The organism is Stenotrophomonas sp. STK16_22, assembly GCF_051984505.1.
Classification (GTDB): domain Bacteria; phylum Pseudomonadota; class Gammaproteobacteria; order Xanthomonadales; family Xanthomonadaceae; genus Stenotrophomonas; species Stenotrophomonas maltophilia_A.
Genome location: NZ_CP196972.1, coordinates 3,949,274 through 3,962,575, shown reverse-complemented (window position 1 = coordinate 3,962,575; position 13,302 = coordinate 3,949,274). Strand labels below are relative to the sequence as shown.

General features: G+C 68.1%; 13 protein-coding genes. 5 read left to right on the top strand and 8 right to left on the bottom strand.

What is annotated here, in order from left to right; genetic code table 11:
- Positions 1–29: 29 nt before the first annotated feature.
- The 4 genes from ACSYAO_RS18315 to ACSYAO_RS18300 form a co-directional block, all read right to left on the bottom strand.
- Positions 30–971: a DegV family protein gene (locus ACSYAO_RS18315; RefSeq protein ID WP_149908654.1), complete on the bottom strand. Its 942-nt coding sequence runs from the start codon at positions 969–971 to the stop codon at positions 30–32.
- Positions 972–1,066: 95 nt separating this feature from the next.
- Positions 1,067–1,699: a 2-hydroxychromene-2-carboxylate isomerase gene (locus ACSYAO_RS18310; RefSeq protein WP_049400251.1), complete on the bottom strand. Its 633-nt coding sequence runs from the start codon at positions 1,697–1,699 to the stop codon at positions 1,067–1,069.
- Between the two features lie 20 nt (positions 1,700–1,719).
- Positions 1,720–2,982 (bottom strand): amidohydrolase family protein, encoded by a 1,263-nt coding sequence (locus tag ACSYAO_RS18305; RefSeq protein ID WP_149908653.1) that lies wholly within the window; start codon positions 2,980–2,982, stop codon positions 1,720–1,722.
- Positions 2,982–4,391 carry an amidohydrolase gene (locus ACSYAO_RS18300; RefSeq protein ID WP_049462465.1) on the bottom strand — a complete coding sequence of 470 codons (1,410 nt, stop codon included), beginning with the start codon at positions 4,389–4,391 and terminating at the stop codon, positions 2,982–2,984. The genes ACSYAO_RS18305 and ACSYAO_RS18300 overlap by 1 nt, the downstream gene beginning before the upstream one ends.
- Before the next feature lie 151 nt (positions 4,392–4,542).
- On the opposite strand from ACSYAO_RS18300, the gene ACSYAO_RS18295 reads away from it, so the two are divergent.
- Positions 4,543–5,319 carry an AMP nucleosidase gene (locus ACSYAO_RS18295; protein ID WP_005414446.1) on the top strand — a complete coding sequence of 259 codons (777 nt, stop codon included), beginning with the start codon at positions 4,543–4,545 and terminating at the stop codon, positions 5,317–5,319.
- A gap of 43 nt (positions 5,320–5,362) precedes the next feature.
- The gene (locus ACSYAO_RS18290) at positions 5,363–5,902 is read left to right on the top strand and encodes a DUF924 family protein (protein WP_006384394.1); all 540 of its coding nucleotides are present in this window, start codon (positions 5,363–5,365) and stop codon (positions 5,900–5,902) included.
- Positions 5,903–5,979: 77 nt separating this feature from the next.
- On the opposite strand, the gene grxD is transcribed toward ACSYAO_RS18290, so the two are convergent.
- Complete coding sequence (gene grxD / locus ACSYAO_RS18285; RefSeq protein WP_149908652.1) at positions 5,980–6,906, bottom strand: Grx4 family monothiol glutaredoxin; 927 nt, start codon at positions 6,904–6,906, stop codon at positions 5,980–5,982.
- 59 nt (positions 6,907–6,965) lie between these two features.
- Here grxD and ACSYAO_RS18280 point away from each other — a divergent pair, with 59 nt between their 5' ends.
- Positions 6,966–7,745 (top strand): polysaccharide deacetylase family protein, encoded by a 780-nt coding sequence (locus tag ACSYAO_RS18280; protein WP_049463666.1) that lies wholly within the window; start codon positions 6,966–6,968, stop codon positions 7,743–7,745.
- 68 nt (positions 7,746–7,813) lie between these two features.
- Here ACSYAO_RS18280 and ACSYAO_RS18275 read toward each other — a convergent pair whose 3' ends face one another.
- Genes ACSYAO_RS18275 through ACSYAO_RS18265 form a run of 3 tightly spaced genes read right to left on the bottom strand, consistent with a single transcriptional unit; the run spans position 7,814 to position 10,430 of the window.
- Entirely contained in the window at positions 7,814–8,530 is a 717-nt protein-coding gene (locus tag ACSYAO_RS18275; protein ID WP_149908651.1) for a class I SAM-dependent methyltransferase, read from the bottom strand.
- Positions 8,531–8,534: 4 nt separating this feature from the next.
- Positions 8,535–9,152, bottom strand: coding sequence for an SGNH/GDSL hydrolase family protein (locus tag ACSYAO_RS18270; protein WP_149908650.1), 618 nt, complete (start codon positions 9,150–9,152; stop codon positions 8,535–8,537).
- A 3-nt stretch (positions 9,153–9,155) separates the two neighbouring features.
- The gene (locus ACSYAO_RS18265) at positions 9,156–10,430 is read right to left on the bottom strand and encodes a pyridoxal phosphate-dependent aminotransferase (RefSeq protein WP_032129867.1); all 1,275 of its coding nucleotides are present in this window, start codon (positions 10,428–10,430) and stop codon (positions 9,156–9,158) included.
- 114 nt (positions 10,431–10,544) lie between these two features.
- Between ACSYAO_RS18265 and rsgA the strand changes: the two genes are divergently transcribed.
- The gene (rsgA, locus tag ACSYAO_RS18260) at positions 10,545–11,654 is read left to right on the top strand and encodes a ribosome small subunit-dependent GTPase A (RefSeq protein ID WP_032129866.1); all 1,110 of its coding nucleotides are present in this window, start codon (positions 10,545–10,547) and stop codon (positions 11,652–11,654) included.
- Between the two features lie 228 nt (positions 11,655–11,882).
- Positions 11,883–13,136: a flavohemoglobin expression-modulating QEGLA motif protein gene (locus ACSYAO_RS18255; protein ID WP_049463662.1), complete on the top strand. Its 1,254-nt coding sequence runs from the start codon at positions 11,883–11,885 to the stop codon at positions 13,134–13,136.
- The last annotated feature ends 166 nt before the right edge of the window (positions 13,137–13,302 follow it).

Genomic DNA, 13,302 nt, shown 5'->3' with positions numbered 1-13,302 from the left:
GATGTGCAGATTCCGGCCGTGGCCAGCGCTCATTCGAACCGATGCGGCCCATCGGCGAAGCCTACGGTGACCGCGCCCTTGCCGACGTTGACCATGCCGGTCAGGCTCATCACCGATTCGTACACGGTCACGCCATGGGTGGCGCAGACCTCTTTCAGCTGTGCGTAGCCGGGCAGGGCACGCAGCTCGTCCAGTTCTCCGCCGTAGCTGACGCACACCGTCGGCGTCATCAGTCCGGCACGTACGCGCTGGCCGACCACCGCGAACAGCTTCTGCACGGCATTGTCGAATCCCTTGATCTTGGCCACCGGCCCGGTTTCGCCGCGGTAGCCGTGCAGCACCGGCTTGATGTCCAGCGCGCTGCCCAGCGCCGCACTGAGCAGGCCGACACTGCGGTCGCCCTTGTGCCGTGCGCGCGCACGCATGTAGTACAGGTCACGGGTGACCATGTAGCCGTGCACGTTGCCGGCCAGTTCCTCCAGCCGCTCGCGGATCTGCTGCACGCTGGCGTTGCTCTCGCGCAGGCGCACGGCTTCCACCGCCGTAACCGCCTGCGCGGCGAACAGGTTCTGGGTATCGAGCACGCGCAGCGCGAACGGTGAGTTGTAGCCTGCCGCCTGGCGCACCGGCTTGTAGTCGTTGAGGATGGCGAAGCTGGCCTGCAGCGCGTTGTCGTGGATCGGGCTGCGGGTCTTGGTGATGGTCATGCAGAACACGTGGTCGTAATCGATCACCAGCTGCTGCAGGAACAGGTCGCGGATCTGGTTGACGCTGAAGGGGATGGTTTCCGCCTCGGCGCCGTGTTCGGCCACGTGCGCGTGCAGGAAGCTCAGGGTGGCCTGTTCATCGCGATGATCGGCCAGCACCGCTTCGCCGATGCGTACGGTGATCGGCAGCAGCACGATGTTGTGGGTGGCGATGAAGTCCGGCGGCAGGTCGCAGGCCGAGTCGACGACGATTCCGATGCGCATCCGCGGCTCCCCCTCCAGGGCGGTTGTAGGTTCGGAAACGTGAAATCTATCTCAAATCCCAGCCAGGCGCGCGAGGGAAACGCGCCACGCCCTGTTCAGCGACTGCGCTGCACCGCCACCGGCAGGGTGGCCAGGCGCAGCCATTCGGGCTGCCGCAGCAGGTCAGGATCGGCCAGAACGGCAGCCATCAGCGGGTGCGCGTCGTTGCCCCAGAACAGCTCCTCATCGATAGCCAGGGTCGGCACACCGAACACCCCGGCGCCAATTGCGGCCTCGGTGTTACGGCGCAGCTGCTCCTTCACCGCCGGGTCGGCGATGGCGCTGGCGACATCGTCAATACCCAGCTGTGCGGCCGGTTCGCGCAGGGCGTCAGGGCTGTCGGCCGCGTTGCCGTCGCGCCAGATCCAGTCGAACAGGACGTCCACCGCCTGCACGCTGGCACCCGCGGCCAGGCACAGGCGCAGGGCGGGCAGCGGGTTGAACGGATGGCCGGGCGGGAATCGCAGCGGTGTGCCCTCGGCCTGCGCGGTCCACAACAGTTGGCGGTAGATGAAGCGCCGCTTGGCCGGAATCTCCGCCGGACCGAGATTGCCAAGGTGATGCAGCACCGCACCGAAGGCGATCGGCACGGTCTGGATCTGCGCGAACTGCGGCAGCTGCTTCAGCTTCTGCCAGTGCAGGTAGGAGTAGGGCGAGATGAGGTCGAAGTACCAGCGCAGTGTCGCCATCGGTGTGTCCTCGTGTGCGGTCAGGGCTGCGCGTTGCGCTGCAGGTAGCGGTCACGCAGTTCAGTCTGGCGTGAGCGCATCGGCATCGCACGGCCGCCCAGCCAGACCTGCTCGGCATAGTGCGCCACGTCCAGCGGATCGCCCTCCCACAGCACCAGGTCGGCGCGCTTGCCGGGCTCGATGCTGCCGATCTGGTCGGCCACCCCAAACGCCTGTGCAGGCACCCGGGTCAGCCCGGCCAGGCCATCGGCCCACGGCAGGCCGTTGGCCACCGCGTTGCCGGCCAGCTGGCGCATCTTGCGCGCGTTGTGGGTGGCGTCGCCGCGCTGCACGAACGACACCGGCACGCCGGCACGCTGCAGGCGCGCGGCGTTTTCCAGGGTGGCGCCGATCTGGTCGAAGCTGGCCGGCAGGTTGGCCAGCACGTCGACGAACACCGGTACGTGCGCAGCGGCCAGCTCTGGGGCTACCTGCCAGGCTTCGCTGGCACCGGCGATGGCGATCTTCACCTTTTCGCGGGTGGCCCAGCGCAGCAGCTGGCGGATATCGGAGGCGCGATCCACCTCCACCACGATGCGGCCCTGGCCGGCCAGGTAGCGACTGAGTGTGCGGCGTCCGGCTGGCGTCAGCAGCGCGTGCGGCGAGTCCGCAGCCACCTGTCCGCGTGCTTCGTCGATCATCTGCTGCAACAGCATCCATTGCGCGGCGCGCGAATGCCCGGTCAGTTCGGAGGCGGCCGCGCCGATGCGCAGGAACAGGGCACGCGGGCCGATCGGATCGGCGCTGCCATCGAGCCGCATCACGCCGCCCTGGCCGGCCACGAAACCACCGCCGGTGGCAGCGCCCAGCGCAGTGAAGCCGATGCCTTCCAGCCGCGTGACCGGAATCAGCACTGAGGCCGGGTTGTAGGCGAGGGTGACGTCGAATTCCGGCCGCAGTGGCTGCTCACCGAGCTTCAGAGAACTGTCCACCGTGCTCGATTCACCGGAAACTTCTTCGATGCCAGTCTCGGTGATGCCACCGAACAGTGCCGGTGTCAGGGGACGGCCATTGGCCTCGACCACGCTGGCGCCGGCCGGCGCCGACAGGCCGTTGCCCACCGCGCGGATGATGCCGCCCTGCACCAGCACATCGGCGTTCTGCAGGCTGCCACGTGCGCTGGCGGTGTGCACCGTTGCGTTGCGCACCAGCAGGTCCTGCGCCGATGCCGTGGTTGCCAGCAACAGCAACGCCACCACGGTAGCGCCGGGCCATGCCCGGCGACGCTTGTTCAACACGCCCATCAGCGCACCTCCTGGCCAAGCTGGAAATCGGAACGCGGCGTCGCTGCCGGTGCACTGCGGTCGTACAACCTGCGGCCATCAATGAAGACCTGCTCGGCCAGCGCGTACGAGCTGAAGGGATTGCCGTTCCAGACCACCACATCGGCCATCTTGCCGGCCTCCAGGGTGCCGGTCTGGCCTTCAATGCCCAGCGCCTTGGCGGCGTTGGCGGTCATCCAGGTGATGGCGTGTTCGGGTGTGATCTCCGGCATGCGCGCGCGGCGCGCGGACGCCATCACCTTGGCCGCTTCCTGGTTCAGGCGCTGGATGCCTTCGGGTGAGTCGGAGTGGACGATGGCGCAGCTGTTCTTCGGCCGGTCGACCAGCGCGATGTTCTCCGGGATACCGTCGAAGGCTTCCATCTTGAAGCCCCACCAGTCGGCCCACAGCGCACCGCAGACGCCGTCGGCGGCCAGCCGGTCGGCCAGCTTGTAGGCCTCCACGCCGTGGTGGAAGGCGGCTACCTTGAAGCCGAATTCCTTGGCCAGATCGAGCATGGTGGCCATCTCGTCGGCGCGGTAGCAGTGGATGTGCACGCGGATGTCGCCTTCGATCGCACCGGCCAGCGTGTCCAGCTTGAGATCGCGCTTGCCGCCGGCATCACCGGCGCTGTCGCCCTTGTCGCTGCCGAACCAACCCTTGCGCTTGGCCGGCTTCGGCTTGTTCTTGGCGATGTAGTCGGCGGCATCGATGAAGGCGGCGCGGTAGCCGGCCACGTTGCCCATGCGCGTGGCTGGGGTCACGCCCTTGCCTTCGCCATAGACCCGCTTGGGGTTCTCGCCGCAGGCCATTTTCAGGCCCCAGGGTGCACCGGGGAACTTCATCGCCTGGTAGGTCACCGCGGGTACGTTCTTGAGGGTCACGCCGCGGCCACCCACCAGATTGGCCGAGCCCGGCAGCACCTGCATGCTGGTCACGCCGCCGGCCAGCGCGGTGGCGAAGCCCGGGTCCTGCGGCCACACCGAGTGTTCGGCCCAGACGTTGGCGGTGACCGGCGCGGTCATCTCGTTGCCGTCGCTGTGCGCGCCGACGCCGGGGCTGGGGTACACGCCCAGGTGCGAGTGCACGTCGATCAGGCCGGGGGTGACCCACTTGCCCTGCGCATCGATGCGGGTGACACCGGCATCGGCCTGCAGCTGGCGGCCGACGGCGACGATGCGGCCCTCGCGCAGCAGCACGTCGGCATTGTCCAGGCGCTGGCCGGTGCCGGTCAGCACGGTGGCGTTCTGGATCAGCACCGGCGCATCGGGATGCGCCTGGTAGGTGCTGGGGTAGGGATCGGCGACGAAGCGCGAGGCGCCCACCGCCGGAGCCGTGCTCAATGAAAGCAGTGCCAGGGCTACCCCGGCGCGCAACAACGTCGATGCCATGCAGTTCCCCTTGCAGCTGGTCCAACCGTCGACGCTAGCCCGGAGGCGGCGGGCTTGCCAAGTGACCTTCTTCACAGGCCTGTCGACGGTGGCTCGACGGCACCGGCCGGGTGGCTGAAAATACCCGGTCCCCCGCCGTACCGGACTGCCCATGAAGAGCAAGCAGGAAATCGTCGACAACTGGCTGCCGCGCTATACCGGCGTACCGCTGGACCAGTTCGGCCAGCACATTCTGCTGACCAACTTCGGCGGCTACCTGCATACGTTCTCCGAGCTGACCGGCGCGCCGGTCATCGGCCTGGACCGGCCGATGGCCAGTGCCACCATCGATGGCATCACCATGATCAACTTCGGCATGGGCAGTCCCAATGCCGCGATCATCATGGACCTGCTGTCGGCGGTGATGCCCAAGGCGGTGCTGTTCCTGGGCAAGTGCGGTGGTCTCAAGCGCAAGAACCAGCTGGGCGACCTGGTGCTGCCGATCGCGGCGATCCGTGGCGAGGGTACCTCGGGCGACTACCTGCCGCCGGAAGTACCGGCGCTGCCGGCCTTCGCGCTTCAGCGTGCGGTTTCGACCATGATCCGCGACCTCGGCCACGATTACTGGACCGGCACCGTCTACACCACCAACCGCCGGGTCTGGGAGCACGACGAGGCCTTCAAGGAGCGGCTGCGGGCGATGCGCTGCATGGCCATCGACATGGAAACGGCCACGGTGTTCGCCGCCGGCTTCGCCAACCACATCCCCAGCGGCGCGCTGCTGCTGGTTTCGGACCAGCCGATGATCCCGGACGGGGTCAAGACCGAGGCCTCCGATGCCAAGGTCAGCTCCCAGTTCGTGGAAAACCATATCCAGATCGGCATCGAGGCGCTTAAGCTTATCCGGCGCAACGGCAAGTCGGTCCGCCACCTGCGCTTCGACGAATGATGATGAAGGCCGGGCGCGGGGCGTCCGGGCCTGGGAGTAGGTAATGGACGTTGCCGCGCAAGTGGTGGAATTCTGGAAGGAGGCGGGCCCTGCGAAGTGGTTCGCCCGCGACGACGCGTTCGACGCGCAGTTCCGCCAGTTGTTTCTGGATGAGCATTTCGCCGCCGCTTCGCGCGGGCGCGAGCATTGGCTGGGCAGTGCCGAAGGGGCGCTGGCCCTGATGCTGCTGCTGGACCAGTTCCCGCGCAACTGCTTCCGGGGCACTGCCCATTCCTACGCCACCGATGGCCTGGCCCGGCATTACGCCATGCGTGCCATCGAGGAGGGCCTGGACCTGCAGCTGGTGCCGAAGCTGCGCGCCTTCATCTACCTGCCGTTCGAGCACTCCGAGGATCCGCTGGACCAGGACCGCTCGGTGGCGATGTTCGACGTGCTGGGTGACAAGGAATACCTGCAGTACGCCGAACTGCACCGCGACATCATCCGCCGTTTCGGGCGCTTCCCGCATCGCAACGCCGTGCTGGGCCGCATCCCCACGCCGGAAGAACTGGATTACCTGGCCGAAGGCGGGTTCGCCGGCTAAGAAAAAGGGGACGGAGGGGATTAAGTCGTTTGAGGCACAAACGACTTAATCCCCTCCGCCCCCTTTTTCAGTGCCGATCAGTACTTCGGCACGCCGTTGTCGACGTCTTCCGACCAGGCGTTGATGCCGCCGGTGACGTTGAACACCTTGGTGAAGCCCAGGGCGCGGAACTGCTCGGCGGCCTGCGCGCTGCGGCCACCGTGGTGGCACATGAACGCCAGTGCGGTGTCCTTGGGCAGGGCCTCCAGCTCCGCACGGCCGTTGCCGTCGAAACTCTTGAACGGCACGCCCACGGCAGCGATCTCGCGCTCGTCGGCCGGGCGCACGTCCACCAGGGTGATGTTGCCGGCACGCACCAGGTCATCGGCATCACGCACGCTGATTTCCTGCACCGGCTTGGGTGCGTTCGGATTGTCGATGGCCAGGCCCTTGCCGCGGATGTCGTCGACCCAGTCGATGGTGATGCCGTTGGCGCGACGCGCGCTGGTCAGGTCGAACTGCACGCGCAGGCCGTTGGACTCGGCAGCGATCGCGCCTTCGTCGTGCGGGGCCAGCTGGAAGTTCGGCTGGAAGCCGGCGTCGATGCTCAGCTGCAGGGCAGCGCCCGGGGCATCGGCCAGCGCGCCCTTGAGCATTTCCACGGCGGCCGGGGTCACGGTGATGCTCGGCGGGGTGCGGTCCGGTGCGGCCATGCCCAGCACGCTGCTCAGCTCGCCGCTGGCGGCCATCTGCAGCACGATGTCGCTGCCACCGACCAGTTCGCCGTCGATGTACAGCTGCGGGATGGTCGGCCAGTCGCCATAGGCCTTGATGCCTTCACGGATTTCCTGGTCGGCCAGCACATTGACGTGGGCGAACTCGACGCCGAGGTCCTGCAGGGCGCCCACGGCCTTGGCCGAGAAACCGCACTGCGGCATCGACGGCTGGCCCTTCATGAACAGCACGACGCGGTTGGCGTTGAGGATGGATTCGATGCGCGAACGCAGGGCGGGATCGAGGGACATGGACGTCGGGTTTCCGGGAATTCGAATCATCAATTCTACCCCTCATGGCATCATGGGGGATGAGCAACGCAGGAACATTGCATCGCATCCCGACCCGGCCCTGGCGCTGGCTGCCCCGGCTGGTGGCGTCGCAGCTGGTCGTGATCCTGGTATGGGTACTGGCAGGCTGGAAATGGGGCCTGCCGCTGATGGTGGCCAGCCACGCGCTGTTCATGGTGCCGATATTCCTGCCCAACAGCCGCTTCTATGCGCCGGTGCTGAGCCGACTGCCGGAGGCCGGCAACACGGTATGGCTGACCATCGATGACGGCCCCGGTCCGGAAACCCGTGCCGTGCTCGACCTGCTGGACCGCCACCAGGCACGCGCCACCTTCTTCCTGGTGGGCGAACGTGCGCTGGCGCAGCCGGAACTGGTGCAGGAGATCCTGCGCCGTGGCCATGACCTGGGCAATCACAGCCACAGCCATCCGCAGGCGCGCTTCTGGCGGCTGGGCCCGGCGGCGATGCGCGCCGAGATCGAGGGCTGCCAGCATGCCCTGCAGGCGGTAAGCGGCCAGCCGGTGCGCTGGTACCGCTCGGTGGTGGGCATGACCAATCCGTTCGTGGCGCCGGTGCTGCAGCGGTTGGGGCTGGTCCGGGTAGGCTGGAGCGCGCGCGGCTACGACGGCGTCGGCTGCACGCCGGACGGCGTGCTGGCACGGCTGCTGCCAGACCTGTGCCCGGGCGCGATCGTGCTGCTGCACGAAGGTGCCGCCCATGGGCACAACCTGGTGATCATCGAGCGCGTGCTGCAGGCGCTGGACGAGCGCGGGCTGAAGGCGCAGCTGCCGGCCGGATAACCGGTAGCGCCGGGCCGCGCCCGGCGAGCGCAGCGGCATGGATGGAATCCGCCGGGCATGGCCCCGCGCTACCGGATGCGGTGCGCCACCAGCAGCCAGCTGTTGAACGGGGTACGCCCGTGCAGCGGCCGGGGCGACGTCACCTGCAATCCGGCCTCGATCAATGTCGCCTGCAACACCTGCGGATCGGGATAGTGGCGCGGTCGTGTGCCCATCCAGCCGATCAGCCAGGCCAGCCGGTCGGCCACCCGCGTGGTGCGGTCGCGGCCATCGCCGGTGGCCAGCGGTGTACGCAGCAACAGGCAGCCGCCGTGGGCCACCTGCGCGCTGGCCGCGCGCAGCAGGGCCTGCTGTGGGCCCGCGTCCAGATACTGAAGCACGTCCAGCAGCAGGACGTGCCCGGCCTGCGCCGGCAGCGGCGCCTGCACATCCACGCAGTCGAAGCGCACGTCCTGCAGGTCGGCGGCAGCACGTTGCGCGCGGGTGATCTTGCCGGCATCCACGTCCACGCCCAGGTAATGCTGGGTACCGCCGCGCTGGCGCAGCACATGGGCGAACAGGCCCAGCCCGCAGCCCAGGTCCAGCACCGGCTGCCCATCGTCAGGCAGATGCTGCAGCACGCCGTCGTACAGCGGATCGCTGCCGAGCTTGCCGCGGGTGTAGTAGTAGTCGCGGCGGCTGCCCCAGACCTGCGCCGGCCGGAATGCGTCGGCGATCAAGCGGGCTTGCGGGGCCGCCAGGGGCGTGCAGGGCAGGGGCGTGCCAGTCCGTGGCGTGCCGTCCATCGCCTCAGTCCGTGCCGCCAAGCAGGTGCGCGGCCACCGGCAGGGCGCGCGCGCTCCACAGCGCGTACATCCGCGCCGAAGGGTGCAGGCCGTCTTCGGCAATCATCGCCGGGTCGTCACCGTGGTCACGGCTGATATCGGTGATGTCGACGAAGGCCACGCCCTGCTGGGTGCTGATCACCTCGGCAGCCGCATTGAATTCGTCGGTCTCGATCTCGATCGTGGCCAGGTCGCGGCCACTGCCGGCGCCGAACGGGGTCGCACCCCAATCGGGGAAGGACAGCACCAGCACGCGGCCGGCATCACCGCCAGCGAAACCGATGGCCCGCTGCAGCAGCGCCTGGAACTGGCTGCGGTATTCGTCCAGCGGACGCCCACGGTACTGGTTGTTGACGCCGATCAGCAGGCTGACGAAATCGAACGGCCCCTGCGGCGCGGCCGCATCGATGCCTGCATCAAGTTCGTCGGTGGTCCAGCCGGTGGTCGCAATGGTCTGCGGATCGGACAGCTCAATGCCCTGCGCACGCAGCGCGGTGGCCAGCTGGTGCGGCCAGCGGCCTTCGACTGCAACCGCTTCACCGATGGTGTACGAATCGCCCAGCGCCAGGTAGGACAGGGTCACAGGTCAGGCCACCGAACGGCGCGGCTTCAGCGGCACGACCTTGGTCGCGTCCTCGGCACGGCGGGCCAGGGCACGGTCAATGCGCGCGAATACATCGCGCATCACCGAGGCTTCCGGCATCAGGGTCACGCGGAAATGGTGGCGGTAGGGCACGTTGAAGCTCGAGCCCGGCACCACCAGCACGCCCTCGTTGTTCATCAGGTCCAGCGCGAAGTTGTGGTCGTCGAAGCCCTTCGCCGCAGCGCCGACCACGGCCGGGAACGCGTACAGCGCACCGGCCGGCGCGACCAGCGACAGGTGTTCGCTGGCTTCGCAGGCTTCGATCACCGCACGGCGGGTTTCGTACAGGCGGCCGCCCGGCGTGCACAGCTCGGAAATGGTGTCCGGGCCGTTCACTGCGGCCTCGATGGCGTACTGGCCCGGCACGTTGGCGCACAGGCGCAGCGCACCGAGCAGGTCCAGCGCCGCGCGGAAGTCACCCAGGCGGGCATCATCGCCGCTGAGGTGGGCCCAGCCCACGCGCCAGCCGCAGGCGCGGTGCACCTTGCTCAGGCCGCTGAAGGTCAGGCACGGATGATCACCGGCCAGCGGCGCGACCGGCTGGAACACCGCGTCGTCGTACAGGATCTGGTCGTAGATCTCATCAACCAGCAACAGCAGGTTGTGGCGGCGCGCGATCTCCACCACGCGCTCCAGCAGTTCGCGTGGGTAGCTGGCGCCGCTGGGGTTGTTCGGGTTGATCAGCACGATGGCGCGGGTGCGCGAGGACACCAGCGTCTCGATCTCGCTCGGGTCCGGCTGGAAGCCGTTCTCCGGTGCGCAGCGGTAGTACACCGGGCGGCCATCGTTGAGGATGGTCGAGGCCGACCACAGCGGGTAGTCGGGCGAGGGCACCAGCACTTCGTCGCCGGGATTGAGCAGCGCACGCAGCGACAGGTCGATCAGTTCGCTGACGCCATTGCCGAGGAAGACGCGGTCCGGGTGCGCATCGGGCGCGCCACGGCGGGCGTAGTAGCTGGCGATGGCTTCACGCGCGACCGGCAGGCCCTGCTGGTGCGTGTAGGGGTCGGTGCGGCCCATGTCGTCGGCGATCGCACGCTGAAGGTGCTCCGGCGCGCGGAAACCGAAGGCGCCGGGATTGCCGATGTTGAGCTTGATCAGCTTGCGGCCCTGCGCCTCCAGCTCCCGGGCTCGCCGCGCCAGTTCTCCGCGGATTTCGTAGCGCACTTCGGAAAGGCGCTCGCGGATGGCCAGGGGCTTGGGCGAGTTGGTGGACATGGGGGCTGGGCCGTCAAAAGGCATGGGGCTTCCATCCTACCGGAATTGCTGCAATGCATGGCAAGGGCTCCGGGCCCGTCATTGCTGGGCTGGCAGGGCGCCGGCACAGGTAGAATGGCGGCGATGACCCAGACCCCCGATTTCATCGCCCTGCAGACCATTGGCTGGCCCTGGCCGGGCCCGGCGCAGCAGGCCGACTGGCAGGCCGCGATGGCCGCACATCCGCAGGCCCGCCCGGCACGGGTGATCGAACAGCACCGCACCCACTACGTGGTGGCCGATGGCCCGGATGCGTCGATCAAGGCCGAGTCGCTGCCGGAATGGCAGCGCCCGCGCTTCCCCAGCCATGAACGGCCAGCGGTGGGTGACTGGGTATTGCTCGATGGCATCCGCATCGTCGCCCTGCTGCCACGGCGTACCGCGATCAAGCGCGGTGCGGCCGGCGAGCATTACCACCAGCAGGTGATCGCCGCCAACATCGATACGGTGTTCATCGTCTGTGGCCTGGATGCCGACTTCAATCCGCGCCGCATCGAACGCTACCTGCTGCTGGTCGGTGGTGGCGGTGCAGAACCGGTGGTGGTGCTGACCAAGGCCGACCAGACCGAGTACAGCGAGGATGCGCTGGCGGTGCTGGAAGAGCTGGAGATGCAGGGCATCGCGCTGCATGCGATCAACGGCCTGGATGCCGACAGCGTGGCGGTGCTGCAGCCGTGGCTGGGCCCGGGCCGCACGGTGGTGCTGGTCGGTTCCTCCGGTGCCGGCAAGTCCACGCTGACCAACACCCTGCTGGGCGAGCAGCGGATGAAGACCAACGCGGTGCGCGCCAACGATTCGCGCGGACGCCACACCACCACGCACCGCGCGCTGATGCCGCTGCCGACCGGCGCCTGCCTGATCGACACCCCGGGCATGCGCGAGCTGAAGCCGACCGGCGAAGAGACCCTGTCCGAGGGGGGGTTCGCGGACATCGAAGCGCTGGCCGCACAGTGCCGTTTCAACGACTGCAAGCACCAGCAGGAACCGGGCTGTGCCGTGCGTGCAGCGATCGAGGCCGGCGAGATCGAAGAGAGCCGGCTGCTGAACTACTTCAAGCTGAAGGAAGAAGTGGCCGCCGCTGCCGCCAAGCTGGCGGTGCGCCAGGCCGAGACCGCGCAGGAACGCGGCGGCAAGAAGGGCAAGGGCCAGCAGTTCCGCCCGGCAGGCAAGCCGCGCAGGCGTTGATCGGTATCGCGGGGTCGGATCCCATTGCACCGCAATGGGCTCTGACCCCTGCAATGAAACCCGCCTCTGCCTGCTTCGGGTGGATGCCAACTGCCCGCTCCTGGTAGGTGCCAACCTTGGTTGGCACGGATGTATCCGACGCCCGCCTTCGGCGGATGCCAACCAAGGTTGGCAGCTACCCGATCCATTGCACCTACCAACGTGCGGGCAGGGCGCTATAGTCCGCGCATGGAACCGACTGCGACGCTGGACCGTGACGTGGCCCACCATGCAGCGCTCGATGCGCGCCTGGTCGAGGCCGTGGGAGGCATCCGCCTGCTGGGCCTGACCAGCTGGCCAGCCACGGTGCAGGCACCGTTCCTGGACAGCGTGGCGCGTGGCCAGCCGGTACTGCCGAAGGTGGACTACCCGAAGCTGGACTTCAGCGAAGAACGTCGCGCGCTGGCCGCGATCGCCGCCGACTGCGACGACAGCCACCCGCTGGGCCACTACGTGCGGCAGTCGGCGCAGAGCTGGGACCTGGCCGCACAGCTGCTGGAAGGGCTGGGCACTGCTGCAGTCGATACCTGTTCGGTGCAGCTGTTCGGCGCCCCCGAGCAGCCGCTGCCGGGCAATGGCCCCAGTACGCGTGAGGCTGCACGCCACTTCATCCAGATCGCCGCCGAACTGGACCACGAACTGCTGGCGCCGGAAGAACAGGTGCCGGTCTCGGCCATCGCGCTGCAACTGCAACTGCAGAACGATCTGGACGCGTTCTTCGAATCGCGCATCATCCAGGTACAGCTCGACCCGGAGCTGGTGTCCAAGGCCGCCGCCGGCCCGACCCGCATCCGCCTGCGCACCAGTGCGCGCTTCAGTGCCTACGACCGCGCGCAGCTGTTCCACCATGAAGCGCTGGTGCATTCGCTGACCGCCCTGAACGGCCGCGAGCAGCCGGTGCTGCCGAGCCTGGCACTGTCCTCGCCGCGGGTGACGGCAACCCAGGAAGGGCTGGCCACCTTTGCCGAGCAGATCACCGGCAGCATCGACATCGAGCGCCTCAAGCGCATCAGCCTGCGTACCGAAGCGATTGCGATGGCCCGCGAAGGTGCTGATTTCATCGAAGTGTTCCGCTATTTCTGCGATGCCGGGCAGAACGCGGAGGAGAGCTTCGCCTCGGCACAGCGCGTGTTCCGCGGCGTGCCCCCGAGTGGCGGCCTGGCCTTCACCAAGGACACGGTGTACCTGCGCGGCCTGGTGTCGGTGCACACGTTCTTCCGCCACATGCTGGCCGAGGACCGCCTGCAGGTCTGCCGCTGGTTGTTCGCGGGCAAGATGAGCCTGACCGATGCGATCGCGTTCGCGCCGTTGTTCGACGCGGGGGTGCTGAAGCCGCCGCGCTGGCTGCCGCATTGGGTGAGCCGGGCGAATGGCCTGGCCGGGATGCTGGCGTTCTCGCTGTTTGCCAACCGGATACGGATGGACCAGCTGGCGCCGGAATGAAAGGCGTTGGCGGATCCTCCAGCGCCTGCCTGCTATCGGTGGGGAGGAGGCGGGGCACCCTGGCCAGGACACGCAAAAACCCCTCCATGGTGCTCGATGGTGCCTTGCTCGTGCGCGCTGTCCTGCGCACACGGCAAGACCGGGGTTGGGCGTCCTGCCCAACCCG